At 49.9% G+C, this 21,379-nt stretch carries 16 protein-coding genes; all 16 read right to left on the bottom strand.

Going from position 1 to position 21,379, the window contains the following annotated elements:
* Nucleotides 1–8 precede the first annotated feature (8 nt).
* Nucleotides 9–2,582 (bottom strand): hypothetical protein, encoded by a 2,574-nt coding sequence (locus MHH79_RS03890; RefSeq protein ID WP_063335656.1) that lies wholly within the window; start codon nucleotides 2,580–2,582, stop codon nucleotides 9–11.
* Nucleotides 2,583–2,625: 43 nt separating this feature from the next.
* The gene (gene yesZ, locus MHH79_RS03885; protein WP_251218297.1) at nucleotides 2,626–4,617 is read right to left on the bottom strand and encodes a beta-galactosidase YesZ; all 1,992 of its coding nucleotides are present in this window, start codon (nucleotides 4,615–4,617) and stop codon (nucleotides 2,626–2,628) included.
* A gap of 7 nt (nucleotides 4,618–4,624) precedes the next feature.
* A complete protein-coding gene (locus tag MHH79_RS03880; protein WP_015482927.1) occupies nucleotides 4,625–5,278 on the bottom strand; it encodes a rhamnogalacturonan acetylesterase in 654 nt (217 codons plus the stop codon).
* Between the two features lie 158 nt (nucleotides 5,279–5,436).
* Nucleotides 5,437–7,275 (bottom strand): rhamnogalacturonan exolyase, encoded by a 1,839-nt coding sequence (gene rhgX, locus MHH79_RS03875; RefSeq protein ID WP_100506763.1) that lies wholly within the window; start codon nucleotides 7,273–7,275, stop codon nucleotides 5,437–5,439.
* Between the two features lie 45 nt (nucleotides 7,276–7,320).
* Nucleotides 7,321–9,183, bottom strand: coding sequence for a rhamnogalacturonan lyase (gene rhgW / locus MHH79_RS03870; RefSeq protein ID WP_100506762.1), 1,863 nt, complete (start codon nucleotides 9,181–9,183; stop codon nucleotides 7,321–7,323).
* Nucleotides 9,184–9,303: 120 nt separating this feature from the next.
* Nucleotides 9,304–9,930: a YesL family protein gene (locus tag MHH79_RS03865; protein WP_100506761.1), complete on the bottom strand. Its 627-nt coding sequence runs from the start codon at nucleotides 9,928–9,930 to the stop codon at nucleotides 9,304–9,306.
* On the bottom strand, nucleotides 9,927–10,589 hold the full coding sequence (locus tag MHH79_RS03860) for a YesU family protein (RefSeq protein ID WP_063335651.1): 663 nt from the start codon (nucleotides 10,587–10,589) through the stop codon (nucleotides 9,927–9,929). The genes MHH79_RS03865 and MHH79_RS03860 overlap by 4 nt, the downstream gene beginning before the upstream one ends.
* Complete coding sequence (gene rhgT / locus MHH79_RS03855) at nucleotides 10,582–11,280, bottom strand: rhamnogalacturonan acetylesterase (RefSeq protein ID WP_309529802.1); 699 nt, start codon at nucleotides 11,278–11,280, stop codon at nucleotides 10,582–10,584. The genes MHH79_RS03860 and rhgT overlap by 8 nt, the downstream gene beginning before the upstream one ends.
* A 13-nt stretch (nucleotides 11,281–11,293) precedes the next feature.
* Complete coding sequence (gene yesS / locus MHH79_RS03850; protein WP_340035001.1) at nucleotides 11,294–13,579, bottom strand: transcriptional regulator YesS; 2,286 nt, start codon at nucleotides 13,577–13,579, stop codon at nucleotides 11,294–11,296.
* Nucleotides 13,580–13,601: 22 nt separating this feature from the next.
* Nucleotides 13,602–14,636, bottom strand: coding sequence for a rhamnogalacturonyl hydrolase YesR (gene yesR / locus MHH79_RS03845; RefSeq protein ID WP_063335648.1), 1,035 nt, complete (start codon nucleotides 14,634–14,636; stop codon nucleotides 13,602–13,604).
* Between the two features lie 15 nt (nucleotides 14,637–14,651).
* Nucleotides 14,652–15,542, bottom strand: coding sequence for a carbohydrate ABC transporter permease (locus MHH79_RS03840; RefSeq protein ID WP_047182239.1), 891 nt, complete (start codon nucleotides 15,540–15,542; stop codon nucleotides 14,652–14,654).
* A 3-nt stretch (nucleotides 15,543–15,545) separates the two neighbouring features.
* Nucleotides 15,546–16,475 carry a sugar ABC transporter permease gene (locus tag MHH79_RS03835; protein WP_003233835.1) on the bottom strand — a complete coding sequence of 310 codons (930 nt, stop codon included), beginning with the start codon at nucleotides 16,473–16,475 and terminating at the stop codon, nucleotides 15,546–15,548.
* Nucleotides 16,472–17,755, bottom strand: a complete 1,284-nt coding sequence (locus MHH79_RS03830; protein ID WP_340035000.1) for an ABC transporter substrate-binding protein — start codon at nucleotides 17,753–17,755, stop codon at nucleotides 16,472–16,474. Before MHH79_RS03830 ends, MHH79_RS03835 begins: the two co-directional genes overlap by 4 nt.
* A gap of 104 nt (nucleotides 17,756–17,859) precedes the next feature.
* Complete coding sequence (yesN, locus tag MHH79_RS03825) at nucleotides 17,860–18,966, bottom strand: two-component system response regulator YesN (RefSeq protein ID WP_123374331.1); 1,107 nt, start codon at nucleotides 18,964–18,966, stop codon at nucleotides 17,860–17,862.
* Nucleotides 18,966–20,699, bottom strand: coding sequence for a two-component system sensor histidine kinase YesM (gene yesM, locus MHH79_RS03820; RefSeq protein WP_340034999.1), 1,734 nt, complete (start codon nucleotides 20,697–20,699; stop codon nucleotides 18,966–18,968). The genes yesN and yesM overlap by 1 nt, the downstream gene beginning before the upstream one ends.
* Nucleotides 20,696–21,325 (bottom strand): YesL family protein, encoded by a 630-nt coding sequence (locus MHH79_RS03815; protein WP_100506755.1) that lies wholly within the window; start codon nucleotides 21,323–21,325, stop codon nucleotides 20,696–20,698. Before MHH79_RS03815 ends, yesM begins: the two co-directional genes overlap by 4 nt.
* Nucleotides 21,326–21,379 lie beyond the last annotated feature (54 nt).

Here is a 21,379-nt window from a genome sequence, read left to right as displayed (position 1 = left end):
TCCGGCTGTTATCCTTTTTTGCCCGATGTTTCTTTTTTTGCCGGAAGGGAATCTCCGATCAGTTCCAGCGCCGCTATGACATTTAAACACCATTGAGAGACAGTGTTCGTTGTCACCCATGGAAGCTCCTCTAGCTGCGTCCATGTCTCGATGCGCTCCGGTTTGATCGGAAGCGGCGTATGGCTGAGCTTATCATCGAGCAAAAGATTCCACGCATTGGCGGCGAGATGAGGATCTTGCTTTTTTCTCGCGGCGTAGGCTGTCATACCGGCGGCGAACATCGGCCAGTGAAAATGCCCGTCATGAAGAGCGCCTCCGCTTTTTTTCCGTTTTTCCTCATCACTGAGTGTGTAAAATTCGCCGAATTCACTCAGCATATCCTCCCATTCCCGGTCATCAAGAAGCTCAGCTAGCTCCATCCACACTTGCGGCGCGCCGAAGGCAATGATCATATGATATCCGCCCGCAATGCCGTCTCCCATGTGATGAAGCATCGAGGTCGCCGGGTCATATTCAAATGTCGGGCCGGATAATAAGCGGAGCGGCAGCCGCTTCAGACAGTTGATTCCCGTTTCGATTTTTTTGAGATATTCCGGATTTTCGGTCCGCTCCCATTCCGCCAGCCAGTTCGAGCAAAACGCCGCCCAGTCCGGTCCCGTTCTGGCGTGAGTCGGGTGCTTGCCTTTCTCGTAAAAAGCGCGCATCGGATCGGTTTTGACGAGGGCATAATCGGCATCCTTCACTTCTGTCAAAAGATCTCCCGTCCGCTCATCACCCGTCAGATAATAATAGAATTTATAAAGCCCGGCCATGCTGATTCTCGCTTCCTTGCAGCCGCATCCCCAGTGCACAACGTTATGCCGTGAACCAAGCCCTGCGTATTCACCGAGGTGAAAGCTGTCCGTTTCGCTCGTATGGCGGGTCATGGCTTCTGCCATGCGAAACATATCCTCTCTGCCTGAGCGGAAAAACGCCTGCCACAGCCATAAGGTCGGAACGAGCTCATTGTTTTGCCATGCGTATCCGCCGAGATCGTACCGCCACATATGCCGGATCGGGTCATACGTATGCATGACATCGCCATAATGCCAAAAACCGTACCATCTGCGTTGCTCTACTTCCTTTTTATAAAACAGAAAGGCCGCATCGAGCTGTTCTTCCAGCTCTTTTTTGAGCGGATGGGATGTGTCAATGATGCTCCAAACCCCGAGTGCTTTTGATTCGTAATAGACGTCCGGCTCGCATACAATGAGCGGCGGCGCCTGCCATTTGTCAGCGAGCGCATTGAGGACTTCGTCAGACGGCATGTGCGAAAAGCACGCCAGGCTGATTTCATTTGTGTTCGCAATGCCTGTCGGATCAGAAAGCATTTCATCAAAGCCTTCATACGCGCTGGCCACGTGGGTGTTTCCTGTATAATGCCGCAAATCCATCGCTTCGCCGTCTGGGGGCCAAAGCCAGATAGTCATTTTGGGGCGGCTGCCGGCAAGACCTGTGATTTCCAGTGCTGAAGGATATTTCTCAAAGAAATACCGCAGGCCGAGAGCCACACCGCCATTTTTTCCGCCCGCATAGCAGAGCCCCTTCGCCCGGCTGCCATGCAGCATTCCAACCCACGCATAATCTTTTCCGGTCCGTTTTGACAGGCTGTAATGATCGCTGGAATCCTGAACAAGCTTCACATCGTCCCAAACCGCATTCTGTGTGCCATGTGCAAACCATTCCTTATGCTCTTCATCTGGAGACAGCATTTCGCCATTGATTTGTTTTTCATAAAGCGGATATCGTTCATTGAATTTACGTGTGCCAAACAGCTGGACGGGTTCTTTATACATCCCTTTCTCTCCCGCAAACCGGAAATGGCGGTTGTACGGCTCCCCCTCCAAAAAAAGGGCAAATTCGATGCCGAGGCCCTTAATGAATTCTTGTTTACCGTTCCTGTCAATCAGCTGCGTGTGCACAAGGCCGATCTCAGACAGCCCGGCATAAAACGCCAATCGGATGACAAACGGCAGCCATTCTTCATTCGTTTTATGGAGCACATGCACTCCCTCGATTTTGACTACTGCTTTGACAGGACCACTCTGCTCAATCGCCGACCGTTTGATAAAGCTGACAGACCTTTCATGCAAAAGAACCGTTTCCGCCGCCGACTCTTTTCTCGTTTCTCTTATGGCAACGAGCCTCCCACCTGCGGCGATCGGCTTTCCGTTGATCTGCAATGATTGAATGAAATCGGATCCTGTTTTATGAATGGTACAAACGAGTGCTCCTGTATCCACTTGGATATCATGCTCTGTCTCATGAATGCTGAGCGATTCAGTTGGCTGCGGGACTTCTCTTTTTTGCACGATAAAGCTTTGGTTTTCCTTACCGCCAAACACCGCCGCGTGCTTCGTCCACTTGATGCTCCCGTCCGGCCAATAGGCCGACGGTTCGCTTTGCACATATCGCGTTTCCGCGTTTTCATTCATAAGCGCCAGACGGTCACCCTTTTTTAATTCTCCTTTTTTCCATGGCACGCCCCACGTCACGCCGCTTGTCACCTTTGGCTGTCCTGATAACCATTTGATCTTTTTCATCGGTCTCTCCCTCCATAGAAAAAAGCTGATTCGATGCAAAGAATCAGCTGTGATTGTCAAATTGAATCACACGGTATTCATGCGGTCCGACCGCCAGCCTCCCCGCCTTTTCCAAGCGGTGCGTCAACAGATCTGTTCCCGCTTCCGGCAGTGTCACACTTCCTCCTTTTCCATCCATATTCACGATGATCCACACAAGGCCGCTATCGCCTTTGCGCGGGGCAACGATCGTGCCGGGCGTAACATCCGACCGGCTGGAAATAACAGCTTCCTCCGCGTAATGCCTGACGAGCGCTTCCAGCATCGCATCCCCTTCTTTCCCGGATGGAAGCGAGCCCAGCATGACAATTTTCCCCTCGCCGTAATTCCGTTCCGTCAGAAAAGCATGGCCCGCCCCCGGTCCTGATTCAACCGTGCCAAGGGTGTTTCCGCTCTCTGTGTCAAACACCGCGCTCCACAGCCCAAGCGGCGCCGTGATGCCAAACGCTTTTCCTGTATTCACGTTCTCATTCATCGGAAAGGTAAACAGTGTTTTGATCCCTGACGTTTTCTCAAGTTCGCCAAGTCCGCAATCGGTATGAATGGTATGCTCGCATGTGCGCCCTCCTGTCAGCGGACCGGCGATCCAGATGCCGCCCGCTTCAGCGAATGCCGAAGCTTTTTTGATAAATTCAGAAGACAAATACGGCACAAATGGCGTAAACAGCAAACGGTAGCCGTCCAGCGGAGCGCCTTCCGGAATAAGGTCACGGTGAATCCCCGTGTTGAGAATACGTTCATAAAAATGCGTCACAAGCGAACGATGCCGGAGTCCCCAATGAGGCTCAGTTTTAATAAATGCTTTGGCTCTGTCAGAGTAAGTCATCGCCGCCTCGGCTTGAACGGGTTTAGTTGATAGAATAACAGGCTCGATTTCCTTTCTTGCCCGCTCAACCGCCAGCACATTTTGGTAGCCGATGGTGGGTTCGCCCCAGGCACTGAGAACCGAACCGTGGGAAATCTCGCTGCCTGAACGCTGCTGTCGCCATAGCCAGTAGCAAAACCCCTGGCTTCCTAAGGCGTAGGACGATACGGCTTCAGCCTGCAAATACCCGTCTGCGTGCGGGTAAGCGGAGCTTTCAAGCGAGGCAGCATACGACGGACTCGTTTCCAAAATCCAAAACGGGCGCGCCTGTTTCAGATTTCTCCATAAATCACAGTTCAATAAAAAGGCAGAGGCGTTTTCCTGCGAAGCGTACGTGTCATAGGAGGCAAAATCGAGATTCTGAAACATTCGCTCATTGTCCACGCTGAACATGACTGATCCGTTATGCGTGATCGGCGCATCTGAATAGCAGCGGATGATTTTGGCCTGTTCATCCGCAAACGAAGCGATCATCTCCATCGAAAACAGCTGATACATAGTGCGTAAAGAGGCATGATGCAGAAACGGGGCCGGTCCCGGCTGCGGGACTTGCTCAAACGTCTGATAGGTTTCGCTCCACACATCGGTTCCCCAAGCTTCATTCAAGCGCTCAATCACCCCGTAGCGATTTTTGAGCCAGTCATGCCATAAGCGCAAGCATGTCTCACACATGCATTCTGCAACATGGCATTTAAACTCATTGTCTAGCTGCCATCCGATCAGCCCCGGGAGCCGGCCAAGCTCCTTGGCGATGGCTGTGGTGATGACGGCGGCTTTTTTTCGGAAATACGGGTTGTTCGTACAGGCATGCTGACGGGAGCCATGCCCCATGATCTCTCTTTTTTCATTGACATGCATGCGTTCGGGCCGGCCATGTGAGAACCAAATCGGCGGGGTAGGCGTCGGCGTGCACATAATCGTTTCGATCCCGCTATCATACAGCCGGGCGATGATTTCTTTGAAAAAACCGACGTCAATTTTTCCTTCTTCAGGTTCCATGACAGACCAGGCAAATTCGCCGATCCGCACAACATTTACGCCAACTTCACGCATGATGTCAATGTCCTGCTGAATCGTCTCTTCATCCCATAATTCCGGATAATAGCAAGCGCCATGATAGAGTTTTCTCATCACATTTTCACCTTTCTTTGATGATCGATTCTGTCAATGGCAGGCCGAGCTCCTTTATGCCTTTTGCCACAAGTTTCGCCATTTCATTTGCGCCTTTTTTTGTAAAATGCGTGTAATCGTTAATCCCTTCTGAAATCATAAAATAGGTGTATACTTTTTCCTCGCCCTTCTCAGTAAAGAAAGCAAGGCTTTTCTCCATCAGATCAATGAGCTGGACATTCTCCTCTTCAGCCGTCTGCTTCATGGCAATGCAGTAATCAGGAAAATCGTTCAAAAACACGCCGTTTTCGTAATGAAAGCGGGCTACGGGGGTAATGAGAAGCGGGTGGGCACCTTTTTCCCGCGCGCCAGCGATATACTGCTTTAAATATTCTTTGTAGGTGGTATAGGGCTCGGTGTAGCGTTCCGGCTTATTTTTCGACGCGTCATTATGGCCCATCTGCACGAACAGCCAATCATCCGGCTCGATCACATCAAGGATTGCCTGAAGCCTGCCCTCTTCCACAAATGTTTTCGAGCTTCTTCCCCCGATCGCTCTGTTGATCACTTGAATATGCTCCGGCAAATGCGAGCCGAGAAACTGCCCCCAGCCCCCTTGATTTGTGCTGTCTCCATACGTTTGAACAGTCGAATCGCCGGCAAGATAAATATGATTTGCCATTTTTCATTCCCCCTCGTTTTTTATACAGCTTCCATCACGGATAGCTCTTCCCTTGAAAAAGACAGGTGCGTACAGGCGCTTGAGCATTGGTTTGTCCTGCCCGTTCGTTAATCATCTTGTCGTAGCGTTCAGCCTTTGCGTCTTATCTCTTAGTCCTCCTACAGCGGCGCCTCCGCTTTACTTCCCGCTATGTACAGGGCGGGCTTCGGCGGTTTTTTCATTCCCGTTCCGAGGTAAAAGCTCGTGTGCGGCGGCTGGTTGTAGGCGGTATTCTGCCAGGCGATGCCGAGCCTGTAAACCGGATCATGCATCAGCGTGTAAAAGCGGTGGCGGGTGAGATGTGTCGTTGTATAGATACGGAACGCGCTGCTGTCTTCCGTTCTCCATATCACTTCTTCCCGCCAGTCTCCGAACAGGTTGGCCTGAAGAACCGGGTTTCCTTTCGTGCCGTTGTTGGACAGCACGCCGGCCGGCTGAAATATCGTCTTCAGACAGCGCTTTTCAGCATCCCATTTTTCAATCTTTGGCCTGCCAATCGTTCCGTCCCAGTCATGATCAAGCAGTTCTCTGACCAGATCGCCGTCCCACCAGATGGCGAAATTGGCTGAAGCGGGCGCTTTGTCGCTGATTTTTTCGCCTTTGCTCGTGAAAAGCCCATACGACATGCCATCATTGCCCGGCGGATCAATTCCCCAGACGAGCGCCCCTTTGTAGCTTGGATCAATATGAGCCGCCATGCCCCGGCCAACGTCAGTTCCAGCATGGACGCCCCATAATATCTCACCGGTTCCGGCATCTCGCAGTGACAGTCCGTACGGCTTTGTGGCGTCCTCATGCACCTGGAACACTTCAAGCCCTTTTCGTGATGGGTCCAGATCCCCTACATGCATCGCGTCTCCGTGCCCGAGCCCCGTTGTATACAGGCCGGTTCCGTCATGATCGACCGCCATTGCGCCGTATATGATTTCATCTTTTCCGTCTCCATCTACGTCCGCCACGCTCAAGCTGTGGTTCCCCTGTCCTGCGTACGCTTCATGTCCCGGATGGTTGGAGTCAAATACCCAGCGTTTTTTGAGCCTTCCGTTTCTGAAATCGTATGCCACGAGCACGGCTCTCGTATAGTAGCCGCGCGCCATTACAAGGCTCGGCCGCTCCCCATCCAAATAAGCGATTCCAGCGAGAAAACGGTCCATCCGGTTTCCATATCCGTCTCCCCAATCCTCCAGCTTGCCGCGGGGCGGTTCATATTCCACGGTCGTGAGTGCCTCACCGGTTTCTCCTTTAAACACAGTCAAATATTCCGGACCGGACAAAATTCTGCCCTGTTCGTTTCTAAAATCGGCCTGCTCATCACCGATGATATGTCCTTTCCCGTCTGTTGTGCCGTCAGCTGTTTTCATGGCGATTTCTGCTTTTCCGTCACCATCCAGGTCATACACCATAAATTGCGTGTAATGAGCACCCGCTCTGATGTTTCTGCCGAGGTTGATGCGCCACAAAAAGGTGCCGTCCAGTTTATAGGCATCTATGAGCACCTCCCCGGTATAACCGTCATGAGCGTTGTCTTTTGAATTGGACGGGTCCCACTTCAGGATCATTTCATATTCTCCATCCCCGTCTACATCCCCGACACTGGCATCATTGGCGCTGTAAGTGTACGGCTTTCCGTCCGGCGTGATACCGTCTTCCGGTTTTGCAAGCGGAACCTCCAGGACATTTTCCTGCCAAACACGAGCTTCCTTGGAAAGCTTTTCTTCCCGTCCTTTATTGACAGCCGCCACTTGATAAACAGAGTCAGCCGTTCCGTTTTGATCGAGAAAATTAGTGCTGTCCAGGATCGGCTCGCGAGTAATCCGCATTCCGTCCCGATAAAGGTGAAAAGCCGTCGTTTCATGATCCGTGCCGAGAAAACGCCAGCTGACAAACACGCCCTGTTCTGTCTTTACTGCAATCAAACCTCTGGTCAAGTATTCCATTTGCCTCTTTTTTGGTTTCATTTGATGGGAACGGGCTGCGCGCAGCCCGTTCCTTCCCCCTTTCAGTTAAGGCGTATACATATTTGGTTTTGGCTGTTCCGCCATGCCGTCTCCTAAAAAGAAGCTTGTGTGCGGCGGCTGGTTATAGGCGACATTTTGCCAGGCGATGCCAAGCCGGTACACCGGATCGTGCGTCAGCGTATACAGCCTGTGCTCAGTCGGAATGGTCGTCGTGTAAATGCGCAGAGCACTGCTGTCCTCCGTTCTCCACACGACTTCCTCGCGCCAGTCACCGAGCAGATCAGCCTGAAGCGCCGGTGTTGCTTTTGTGCCGTTGTTAGATGCTGCGCCTGATGCAGTCAGCACATTTTTCGATACGCCGTTTTGATAATCCCACTTATCAATTCGGTTGCTGTCCAGCTGTTCCCGCAGCAGATCGCCGTCCCACCAGATGCCGAAGTTGGTCGAGGACGGAGCCCCGCTTCCAATTTTGGCCCCTTTCGATGAGTAGAGAGAACCGTTTGCCCACACCTCCTGTCCCGGATAACGCGGGTCAATATCAGCAGCCATTCCCCGGCCTACATCCTTGCCGGCATAAACGCCCCAAAGGATTTTTCCGGTTGCAGCATCCCGGAAAGATAAGCCGTATTTTGCATTTTTGTCCTCATGAACTTGAAACACCTCAAGCCCCGGCCGGCCCGGATCAAGATCTCCTGTATGGAGGGCATCCCCATGGCCTAAGCCGGTCGAGTACATGCCTTTCCCGTCATGATCAACAGCCATTGAGCCGAAAATAATCTCATCTTTTCCATCCCCGTCAACGTCCGCGATGCTCAGGTTGTGATTCCCCTGTCCGGCAAACGCTTCATTTCCTGACTTTGAGGAGTCCAGCGTCCAAAGCTTTGACAGCTTTCCATCCCTGAAGTTATAGGCAACTAGCATGGTTTTAGCGTAATACCCTCTGGTCATGATCAGGCTCGGCCGCTGCCCATCAAGGTAGGCAATGCCGGCGAGAAAACGGTCAACACGGTTGCCGTAGCTGTCTCCCCAATCCGACACATTACCGCGCGCCGGTTCAAAATTTGCAGTGACAAGCTCTTTCCCGGTTGAACCTTGAAACACAGTGAGATATTCAGGGCCTGAAAGCACACGCCCCTGTTCATTTCTGTAATCAGCATTGGCATTTCCAATTACTTTACCCGTGCCGTCTTTTGTCCCGTCTGCCGTTTTCATTGCTACTTCCGCTTTTCCGTCACCATCAAGGTCATACACCATAAACTGGGTGTAGTGCGCGCCCGCTCTGATGTTTTTGCCGAGATTGATCCGCCATAACTTTGTGCCGTCCAGTTTATATGCGTCAATCAGCACGTCACCCGTATAGCCATCCTGTGAATTGTCTTTTGAGTTAGAAGGGTCCCATTTCAGGATCAGCTCGTATTGCCCGTCACCATCCACATCGCCAACACTTGCGTCATTAGCGCTGTACGTGTAAGCTTCACCCTTTGGCGTCGTGCCGCCAGCCGGTTTATCCAGCGGGACGGAATGATACGGCTGCGCCCATACGGAGGCTTTTTCAGAAGCCGGCTGTTCGGTACCGTTTACAACAGCTCGAACCGTATACGTTGAGCCCGTCGATCCGTTTTTATCCACATAGTTCGTGGTTTTGACAGGCGCAGCATTCAGTTTTTGCCCGTCTCTGTACACATTGAACAAAACAGATGCGTTTTCGGTTCCAAGAAACCGCCAGCTGACAAAAATGCCCCCGTCCGTCTTGACCGCTACAAGCCCCCGGTTCAGCGCTTCCATCTGCCGCGCTGCCCCTTCAGCTTTCACAGGACATACAGAGGCTCCCATCACCAACAAGACCAGCAACGTAACAGCAGTAAACATGCGTTTCCTTCGTGTAATCATCAGACAGCTCCTTCTCATTTATCTGTAAGCGCTTACTTAAATTGGATTTTATGCGCTGTGTGAGCTGTCTTCAATTTCACTTTTTTGCATCTGCCTATTTCGGACACTGCACTTTTTTGCGTATTTGTCATTTTTTTGTTACCCGGCTTGATGATGCTGGGCCTCCGTCTTTTGAAATCCCCTAAGAGCAAAAAACATCAACACAAGCCCAAATAAACATGGGCCGTAAAACGGAATCAGGCCAGGAAGCGTATACAGCAAATAAAGGACAAATCCGCACCCGATCAGCATACAGCCGGTCGTCAGCGGTCTCATGGCGCCAAAAAGCAGTGCCTGCGGAATATATTTGCGAAGCGGGAGCTGGTAATGCACATAAAGGGGAAACACATACATCAGCGTGATGATATACAAAAGCCCTGCAAGCAGCGTGCAGCTTGTTACGGCAAAGGACAGCCAATCCGTACTGGCAGAAAAATAATGATAGTTCGCGGACAATATGAGCAAAAGAGCCGAAAACGCCAATCCAATCGCATTAACCTTGAAAAACTCTTTTTTATAGGTATCGAGAAATAACGGAAATACCGGGACATCCTTTTGCCCCATCAGCCATTTCCTTATAACGGCACACATCGCGGCTGTGCTCGGCGCCCATCCGAAAAGAACGCCGCCCAAAAGTGTAAACAACAGCCACAGACCGTTGAGCCATGCTATTTTCACCACCGCTTCGCAGCCTGCATAAAGCGCATCCGTTACAGTCGTCTTCATCTTCTCACCGCTTGATGCACGGCAAAATCCCTGTAAGCGGCTTTCATGGGGGCCATCTGCCGGAACCCGATTTTTCCTTTTGTTAACACAGGCCCATATGTGCTGCCGTCGTCCATCCACTCAAGAATGGGCAGACCATTGATTGAAAAATGCACATAGCCTTTGTCTTTGATCAGCTTCATACGATACGGAGAATCAGCGTCGTCTGGAGAAGGCAGCGGATCGGCCCCCATTGCGGCGAGGTGGAAACCGCGGCTTTTTCTTAAATTGCAGGTGCGGAATGCTCTTTCCTCCGGGTATTTTCTGCGGAAATATGACAGGTGGAGGGCATTGATATCTCCTGAATGATACTCAGGGTATGTTCCTGTTCTTTTCCTGAGACTTGGGTCAAACAAATCCTCGCCGCTTATACCCGCAGCGGCAAAAAACAGCATACACAGTCCAGGCTGCTCGATCGGAGAGAAGTCCCATGTCACAATGATGCCGTCTGGAAAGGTTTCCGGACACCAAAAGACAAAGTGCGCTTCGTCCTGGACATGTGACAGGTGCAAGCTGTGATCGTCAAATGAGATCTGTCCGCCTCCCTCCATCCGCCAGTCCTTCACATCGCTTTTAGACCGGAGCGGATTGCGATACAGGCAAGCGCCTTCCTTATACATGTTCTTTCCCCTCCCGGCTCACAAGATGGTCCTTAAGCGGAAGTCCGAGCTCTTCAATGCCTTCTGCCACAAGCTTCGCAACCTCCATTGCACCTTCTTCCGAAAAATGCGTATTGTCCTCAATGCCGTCCGGGTAATTCGGATGTTCATTCGGCTGAAACCAAACGAACAATCGCTTCGACTCCTCCGGCCCGTATGCTTCATACAGCACCTTTGTTTTCGCAAGCAGATCAACCACAGGTACATCGAGCTCCTTCGCCAGTGCTTTCATCGCATCGGGATACTCACCGAGCGTATGCTCGATCCGTCCGTTTTCATCAAAGCGGCGGCGCTGCACCGATGTGACGAAAACAGGATGCGCGCCCTTTTCGCGTGCCGTATCTGCAAACAAGGTAAGAAACTGCTGAAATGTGGAGTACGGCTTCGTCCCCCGCGGTTTTTGGTCATTGTGGCCGAATTGAATCAACAGATAATCGCCTTGTGTGATGCGTTCAGCAATTGCTTGAAGCCTTCCTTCCTCCACAAAAGAATTGGTGCTCGCTCCACCTTTGGCATGATTGCGGACCAGCACATCTTCTGAAAACAATTGCCCGAATACCTGCCCCCACCCCGCCATCGGCGCTTCATGAGGCGGGCAGTCACTCACAGTGGAATCTCCCGCTAAAAATACTTGAATCGGTTTCTTCATCACATGTTCTCTCCTTTCACGGCGTTTCCTGATACATTTGCCTGAAGACACCCGGCGGCATGCCGACCTGTTTTTTGAAAATCCGGTTAAAGTAATTGTGGCGGTAGCCGACTTCTTCTGACACGTCATGAATTTTTTTATTCGTATTGACCAGCAGTTCTTTCGCCTTTTCGATTCTGATCTGGGTCACATAATCGATAAAATTAATACCGGTCACTTGCTTAAATGCCTTGCTTAACGTATATGAATTCATGCCAAGCGCATCGGCACAGCTTTCCAATGAAATGTCCGCCATATACTGTTCGTGAATCATCGCAATCACACGTTCTGCCAGCTGCTTTTGCTGTCTGTTTTTTCTGCCCTCAAGCTTGGAAAGGTAAGGCGTCACCACTACATCCATCAGCCAGGCCGCCGCTTCGTTAGGTTCGCGCAATTCTGAAATATCAAGAAACGGATTCCGGTGCTGAAACAGTTCGCTGGGATTGAGCCCGGAATGTAAAATATCCTCCTGAATGCGGGAAAACAGCTGAATCAGGGCGGAATGCACATGCCTGTCTATGGACGCCTTTTCCGCCAGTTCATTCATACATCCATCTATCAGTTCCTTGGCTTCCTGTTTTCTTTCCAGCCGGATGGCCTGAACAATTTGTTTTTCCAGCTCAAAAGGGTAATAAGGAGCGAACTGCTCATTCTGAGGAAAGTCGGCCTGCAAATCAATGACCTGATCCCGGTTAGCAAACTGCCTGCGGGATTTGCCGCTTTTCACATTCTGAAATAAAGAAGGGATTTCCGTGATACGCTCCGTTTTGCTGCTCAATGTCGAGGTCAGGCATAGTCCGGTTACATCCCCAAATTGGCGTGCCAGCTCCGTTATATACGCCTTCAGATCAGAGCTGTTTGTTTTCATCACAAGAACGGTGACAGAAAGCCGGCCGATATCAAGTATGGAGAGCTGAAAAACGCGTTTATCCGCCAATTCCTCAGCCAGATTGGTCAGGGTAAACACGGCAAGCTGTTCATCACCTTCACGGAAGATGCTTTTTTCACAGCGGAGCCCTGTCACCTGAAGATCAAGCACATGAAACGCGTTTCCGTCAATGTTCCAGCCAGCCTCCTCCATCCGCAATCTGAGGCTTTCCTCGTTGTCATAGTAAAAATCACCCTGCAAGAGATGCTGCAAAAAACTCTTTTTCATATGGGGCGTCTGCCGCAGAAGCTGCTCTTGGAGCTTCCGGCTTTCAAGGGATAGATCCTGCCATCTCTTTTCAATCCACTTGAATTCATCCTGCCCGGACGCCTGCCATACTTTCTTCTCTCCTCCGGTAAACAAGCCAAGCAAATGCTGAATGGGACGATAGATTTTTTTTGATGCATACCATGTCATGCATACCGCCAAACCGATGCAAATGACCAGCATCACGATGATCACTTTTGATAAAAATACCATCGGCGCTGTAATAGCTGAAAGAGGCGCCGCTGACACAAAGGTCCATTGCTGATGCATCCGGTTCATTTCTCCAAAGGAGACAGAATACACCTTGCCTTCCCATTCCATCTGAAAATGGCCTTTCTCAGCAGGCTGTTTTTTTATCTCTTGAAGTAAAGTCTTTTCAAAATCTTTTTCCCCTTCATGAAACAGCACCTCTTGATTTTGATCTAAAAGCAGCGCACTGCCATCAGGATAGGGGGACAAGCTTTGCAGGATTGATTCCATTTCTTTCGGATCAACCGCCAGCATGATCGCGCCGAACGGTTTCTCCGCCGCGCCCGGAATGAGCTGGATCAGCATCGCTTGGTTTCCCGACCGTTTCCAATAAATGCTGTGGTCTGAGGCAAGCAGCGAGCGATACTTGCGAAGCGCCTCCTGTTCTGTCAAAGCGCTGTATTCAGGGCTCAGCACAAGTGGCCGGGGGCTGTTCAGAAAGATGGAAGCCTGCTCGATCAGCGGCTGCTGGTCCCGCAAAAGAAACAGCTTTTTCGTTAATTGATAGGAGAACGTATAGTCTTTCTCCAAATCCCTCTCGGCCAATCCGTTCATCAGTGAAGAATCGTAGGCCATCTGGGTGAGTGCCAGTTCAAGCACTCCCAGCTTCTCATCTATTCGGCTGACCTCACGCGCCACCTGTGTTTCATGCGATCTCTGCAGCTCTTTCTCCACCTTGTCGATCGAAAGAAAGTAGATTGCGCCGCCAGTCAGCAATCCGGGAATACAGGCAATCAGCAAAATGAAGACAAAGTTTCTTTTGAAATACGTTCCCTTCCAGCGAGAAACCCGTTCCTTCTGTTGAGGCTGTTTTTTCATCCCTTTCCCCCCGCCGCTGTCTTTACTGATACACGCGTTTTTTCGTTTTCAAAACATCAGCAAGAAACGTCAGCGCAAGTCCCTGCCCCCATCCTTGTATTCGTTTGTAAGGCACCTGTTTGTATCCTTCGGCATTTTTCATGACGGCTGTCCCGGCCGATACCTTGCTGACCCGTCCGTCCTCTTCCACCGCATCCAAAATGGCGGCAAGCGATTTCTGCACATATTTTGTATACAGCTTTCCGCTCGACATCAGAGCAGAAGCAATTCCCGCTGATGCCGAAACCTCCAGATAAGAATCCGGATCATCCAAAATCGTATGCCACAGCCCTGATTCATCCTGAAGCCGGACAAGCGCGCTCAGCTGGTCTCTGAGCGATCCGTCGATGATCATAAAGGAAGGATGTGTCACCTCAATGAGCGGGAGCGCCTTTGCCATCGTGAGTGCCGCCCAGCCGTTCGCCCTGCCCCAATAAATCCCCGACAGATGATTTTTCGCTTTGTTGTCCCAGGCGTGGTAGTACAAATTCGTGACAGGGTCCTGAAGCACATCCTCATGTCCGTGAAACTGGCGCAGGCCGTCTTCAAAATAATCCTCACGCTCCATGACCCGCCCGATTCTCAGCATAAACAGCCCAGCCATCATCAGCGTATCCGCCCATGCCTGTTCAGGGAATACGTATTCTGCCGCATTCACCGTATGCTGAAGGATCCCCTCGCCAAAGCGCGGCGCCTTATGCAGCACATATTCCGCCATCTCGGCCGCTGTTTCCAAATACACGTCATCACCCGTCACCTTGTGGAGGAACAAAAGCGTATGCCCGATGGAAACTCCGTTGATCGAAAGCGGCGGCAGCCCATCCTCCAGCTGTTCATCCACCCACGTTTTTAGCAGATTGATATATTCCTCGTTTTCTGTCGCTTCATAGGCCTCCGCTACGCCGTAAAACGCGACGCCGCCCGGCCAATCCCACGCAAAATCCATCTGAAATGTCCGTTTCACGATCCGGTCAATAACCGACGTCACCTTTTCTTCATCAAAAATAAGCTGTGCCATCTGCAACACTCCTTTTTATTTTAATCCGGTCGTACTGATGCCCTGAACGATATATTTCTGAAACAAAAAGAATACAAGAATCACAGGCAATAACGAGACGGCCGACATGGCAAACATCGCGCCCCAGTTCGAAGCCGACTCTGTATCGAGAAAAAGCTTCAGCGCAAGTGAAACAGGGTAAAGCTCCGGCTTATTCAAATACAAGAGCGGCTGAATCAGCTCCTCCCACTTCCAATAGAAGGAGAAAATCGCAGACGTCGCAAGCGCGGGGGCAATCAGCGGGAGAATGATCCGCCAAAAGCAGGCAAAGCGCCCACATCCGTCGATTCGCGCGGCTTCATCCAGCTCCTCGGGAATCGTCCGGATAAACTGGATCATCAGAAAGATAAAAAACGCATGCCCGAAAAATTGCGGAACGACAATTGGTTTAAAGGAATTCAGCCAGTCTAATTTCGCAAACATAATATACTGCGGAATCATCAATACTTCATGAGGCAGCATTAACGTCCCCATCATGCACGCAAACCAAAATTTTTTCCCCTTAAACGGAATACGCGCAAATCCGTACGCAATGACAGCCGATGACAGGACGGCACCGATTGTTGACAGCCCGACAATAATCGCCGAGTTTTTAATAAACGTCAGAAACGGCTGTCCCGCGATCCCCTTCCACCCTTCAGCATAGTTACTGAGAATAAAAGGGTCTGGAATGAGTGAATGAGAGGTTGTAAAAATACTGGCGCTTTCTTTAAACGAGCTGACAAACAGCCAAATGACCGGGTACAGCAGTAACACCGCCAGTGTTCCTGTACAAACATGGAACAGTATGCGTTTGGGACTGACGCGCCCGGCTTTTTTTCTTTCAAAAACCGGGGCTTTCCTGACAGGCTCGTTGACCGGCTCCATCCGTCATTCCTCCTTTGACTCGTAATGAACCCAATATGATGATGTTTTAAACAATATGAGCGTAATCAGCCCGACAATGACAAGCATGACCCACGCCATCGCCGATGCGTAGCCCATTTGAAAATAGTTAAACGCACGCTGGAACAAATAAAGCGAATAGAGAAGTGTCCCGTCAAGCGGCCCGCCCTCGCCCTTCGAAATGATATAGGCAGGTGTAAATGTCATAAAAGCAGAAATCGTCTGCATCACAAGATTAAAGAAAATAATCGGTGTAAGGATCGGAAGTGTGATCTTGAAGAAACGCTGCACCCGATTTGCCCCATCCACACTTGCCGCTTCCAAATACGAAGACGGAATGTTTTTTAGCCCGGCTAGAAAAATCAGCATTGACGACCCGAACTGCCAGACGGACAGCAGAATCAATGTCCACAGCGCACTTGTCGGATTCTGGTACCAAAGAATTTTTTGATCAATCCCGACAAAAAACAGCAGCGCATTGATGACCCCGTCATTGCCAAAAATATTGCGCCACATAATCGCCACGGCGACGCTCCCGCCGATGATCGAAGGCAGATAAAAGAGCGTTCTGTAAATGGCCGTTCCTTTTGCTGCATTGTTTAAAATGACAGCGATAAAAAGCGCGAAGCCGAGGCGGAGCGGAACCCCGGCAAGCACATACGTAAACGTCACTTTCAGAGACTGCCAATACTTTTCGTCACCCGTAAACATTTCCTTAAAGTTGTCGAGCCCGATCCATTTCGGCGCCGTAAACAAGTCATAGCTCGTGAAGGACAGAAACAGGGACGCCCCCATCGGAATTACTGTAAAGCATAGGAACCCGATGATAAACGGAGAAATAAAAGCATATCCCGCCAGATTGTCTTTTCTTATACTCCGGCTTTTTTTCATTGCGTCAGCCCCATTTCCCGTCAATTATTCCTCTCTAATATCTCATTGGCCTTTTTCCGGAACGTTTTGGCGGCTTTTTCCGGCGATACCTTCTGATACAGAATCTGATCTGACGTATCCTTCAGCAGCTTGATGACCTCCGCGCTTCCCACAGGCTCTGGCGGATCGGCTTTGCTGATGTTTTTTGACGCGGTTTCTACATACTCCACGATGTTGGCTTCTTCCTCATTCAGCTTCGGTTTAATCGCATCCGCCACCTTGTCGGAGACTGGAACGCCTCGCTCGCCTTTAATCAGCTGGTTCGCTTCCTCATTATTCACGAAGAAATTAATAAATTTCGCTGCCTCTTTTTTATGCTCAGAGCTTTTCGGAATGGAAAACAGCATACTCGGCTTCAATGTCAGCGCCTTTTCCTTCATTTGCTCCGGCGGCAGATAGAGAGACAGCGGCGAGTCTGTCAGCCGGGCAAAGCCCAAATATTGATTGGAGTAGTTCCATGTAATCGCTGATTTGCCTTTGACGATAAAATCGTCTTCCATCCCTTTAATCTGTGCGCTTTCATCAGGTGTTGGGGACGTTTTCGCTTTCACCAGCCTCAGCTGCCGCTCAAAGTAATCGACAAACAGCTGATCATCTTGATACGCGAGGCCAGTGCCGTCTTCTTTATAAAAGTGCTCACCCTTTGTGCGCAAATAATAAGGGAAGAAAATATCAGGCGGATGCATTCCGTTGGAACCGTAGACACCGGCTTTTTCCTGAATATCATACGCCAGCTTCTCGTAATCCTCCCACGTCCAGTTTTCCTGATTGATAGACACACCGGCTTTTTTCAGCAAATCTTCATTGGCAATCACAGACAGCACGTTGACACCTAGCGTAAATCCATATAGCTTATTGTCGATTTTTCCGCCCGACAGCATATTCTCGTCGATTGAGCTGACGTCAATCGTTCCATCCTTTGTATACGGCGTTAAATCCTCCAGTTGGTTCTTCTTTCCGTATTGGGCTAAGTAAGCGGTATCCATTTGAATGACATCAGGAAGCTGGCCGGCGGCAGACATGGGCGCAAGCTTTTTCCAGTAGTCATCCCAGTTCGCAAATTCCGCTTCAATATGGACATGCGGGTTCTTTTTCTCGTAAAGTTCAATTACCTTTGTTGTATAATCATGTCTTGGCTGCCCGCCCCACCACGCGATTCTGAGTGTAACGTCTTCTTTTTTTCCCGAGGCCTCTTCACCAGCTGAACACCCGCTGAAAAAAAAGACACAGACCAGGGATAACAGCACGTAACAAATCTTCTTCAAACCAATCCCCCCTTTTAATGTAAGTGCTTACATTTTATTTTAAAGCGTTCGGATAGGGCGAAACACTCAAAAAACAGTGGCGAAAGTCAAAAAAACAGAGATGGCTATCCTGCGGAAGCGCCTCCCTGTTTTCTTCTGAATTCTGACGGTGTCAGACCGGTATATTTTTTAAAAACAAGACTGAAATACTTCGGATTATCGCCAAACCCGATTTCTTCAGCAATTTCTGATACACTCGCGTCCCGCCTCATTTTCATCTGTTTCATCGCATGTTCAAGACGCACTCGTGTAACATATTGGGAAAATTTCTCGCCTGTTTCCTGCTTAAATAACTTCCCGAGATAATCAGGATTCATAAACAGCATATCCTTCGCCGCCCATTTTAAGGACAGATTCGGATTTCTGAGCTCGTCGGAAATAAGCCTGATCATTTTTGAAATCACTGCGCTTCCGCGTAAGTCTCCAGACGCTTCGGCTGTATCACGAAACAGCTGCCCCGCGTGCCGAAGTTCTCCCGCCTGACTGATGGCCATCTTGCGGTCCGCAAAAACCTCCGCCGCCTTTTCAGCGGCGTTCTCCTCTACGGCGAGCACGGTCCATTCTCTGCTGCTGCAAACCGCTGTCAGTGCCGACCCGAGTGCCTCTCTGGCTGTGGCATCAATAGATTGTTCCCCTTTTAAGATCAAGAGGCGGATCTTTTTTCCGGCAAGTGAAGGCGGCGGAGACAGCTGGGCCACCCCGGCGATCAAGCCTTCCAAGTATTGATCGGCTGCAAAGGAACGGATATGGTCCAGCTCGTGTTTCAGATGGGCTGTTTTCTTTTTGTGCACATCTTGCCGCTTCAGCTCAGCAATGATTTCCTCCAGCGAGCTGATAATCTGCTGTTCATTGCAGGGCTTCAGCAAATAATGCTTCACCCCATATTTCATGGCTTCCTTTGCGTACTCAAACTCTCCAAACCCGGACAGGACGATAAATTGCACCGACGGGCTGACGGCTGACACCTTTTTGATCAGCTCAAGCCCGTCCATGCCGGGCATTTTGATATCTGTAATAACAATATGCGGCTGCTTGTCTAATATCTTGTCATATGCTTCATTCCCATTCTGCGCTTTGCCGATTAATGAAGCGCCAAGCGCCTTCCACTCAATGATTCCCGCCATTCCATCAAGGATAATCCTCTCATCATCAGCCAGCAGTATTTTATACATCACACCACCTCATTTCGGCACGGTATTGTGATCACAATCCTCGTCCCCTTTTCATGCTCACTATGAATCTGCAATCCGTATGGCTCTCCGAATGTCAGGCTGATTCGCTCGCGGATATTCCAAAGTCCGATTCCTCTTCCGCCCGTTGATTCAAGAATCCGTCCATCCATGCCAGGACCGTTATCTTCGACCGTAATACAGACACATTCCTTCGCCTTTTTCGCCTGAATCCGGATGGCGCATGGCCTTGCAAAGGGTTCAAGCGCGTATTGAATCGCATTTTCCGCAAGCGGCTGGAGCGTCAGTTTCGGAATGAGGCAATGCTTCACCTCATCGTCAATATCCAACGTGAAATTCAGGCGCTCTTCAAATCGAAATCGCTGAATGGTCATATAGTGACGTACAATGTCCGCCTCATCCTGAATGGTCACGATATCCTTTTTCATATGTATGCTGTTTCGCAGAAGAAAACCAAGCGATTCCACCATTTTTGAGATTTGCTTTTGCTGATTCGCCTTTGCCAGCCAATTGATGGACTCGAGCGTGTTATATAAAAAATGCGGATTGATCTGGGCTTGCAGTGCTTTCAATTCGGTTTCTTTAATAATGAGCTGTTTTTCCACATTTTCTTCCATCAGCTCATTAATCCGTTTCATCATGACAGTAAAATGGCGGTTCAGCATGCCGGCCTCATCCTGTGTATGTTTCGGCAGAGAAAGCGACACACTCGCTTCAATGCCGCCGTGCTGTACCGATTTCATCGCGGTCACAAGCTGTTCAATCGGCTCCGTGATACTGTTGGCGATTTTCCTTCCGAAAAGCAAAACCACACAGAAAAAGAGGAGAAAGCATGTGCCGATCACTGTTTTCATAAAGGAAATTTTCGCGAACATCTGATCAAAGGGGATAACGTTATAGTAGCTCCAATTTTGGTAGGATGATTGAAGATAAGAAATAAAGTAACGTTTGCCATTCTTTTTTATCAAGTCATAACCGGGGTGCTTCAGCGTCTCTTTTGCTGCCTCAGGAACATGCGCTGATGCATGTGCCGTATACACCAAATTCCCGCCTTGGTCAGCAATCATAATGTCTCCGACTGAATCGCCCCAATCCTTCGGCACATCACGAATCATCTGTTTTACATTGACTTGGATCAGCACCATGCCCAACCCGTTCAGACTCAGCTGGTGATAGGACCTGATCTGCCGTGCTGAAATCAAGACAGGATCTGAACCGCCGAGCGTCATCCAAAGATTTCTTCCATTTTTCGCTTTCGCTCGCTTAAATACCTCTTCCTGCTCCTTCTGCAAAAGATCTGAAGAACTGCTTCCGGCTGAATACTCTGAGCCGCGGGCATCAATCAAATGAATGGAATCGATGTACTTTTCATCGCTGGCATATCCCGCAAGCTGATCCCAAAGCTCCTGCTTCATTTGATATTGATCATACGTATCATCCCGATTTTGCATGCTCAGGATGCGCTGAATCTGTTCGTCTGTAATGATTTCATATGACACATCCTCTATCTTCTTCAGCTCGTCTTCGATCCTTTCAGAAGACATCCGAAGCACCTCCGAGGACTTGCGGTAAATCTGCTCATCATACACATGAAAGGCATACTGGACCCCGCTGTATACAAACAGAAAGGATACGGCCATAATCAACGATAGAAACACAAACAGCTTATCCTTAATTTTCATCCGCCTGTACCAGCCAGCAACTCTTTTCTTCATGCCGCCTTTTCTTTCTCCTGCCGCTGATCCATTGACCGAAACGCTTTAAAGGACAGCTTCGTTAAGATCAGGCTGAGTAAACTCCCGCTGAAAAACAATAGAAACGTGACATGAAACAGAACGAGACAAAGCACACCGACAGCGCCCGCCGCCATCAAAAGCGTCACCGCCGGACGGCTGAAGGCAATGAAAAAGCTGAGGCTCAGCACCTCTTTGATTTTTACGTCAAAATGAGAAAATACCGGGAACACATACAGCACAACAAACGCGAAAATCAAACTAATGCTCAGGAATACATTGACGAGCACAGGCTGGTCCATCTGAGCCGCTATCCGCATATCCGCAAACAGAAACAGGGCAGCCGTCACAACGATAAGCCCGAGGATCTGTGATGCCCGCCATTCCTTTTTAAACGCCCGAAAAAAGACAGAAAACACCGGGGCATCTGTATTCCCCTTCGCCCATTCTCTCGCCACTGTAAACATCGCGGCAGTAGCGGGCATCAGCCCAAACACAACCAGGCCTGCAAGAGAAAACAAAATCCAAAGCACATTCAAATAGGCCAGTCTCATCACCCACGTACAAAAACGATTCAGCCCATTTGTCACACTCTGTATCATCAACATCACCTTCCCGCTCCGGAAAACGCTTTCATTTTAAAGTAATATGTATTTCTCCTT

Source organism: Bacillus sp. FSL K6-0993, assembly GCF_037977205.1.
Lineage (GTDB): Bacteria > Bacillota > Bacilli > Bacillales > Bacillaceae > Bacillus > Bacillus subtilis.
Note: the sequence above shows the minus strand (reverse complement) of the source record. Positions and strands in the feature narration are given on the sequence as shown.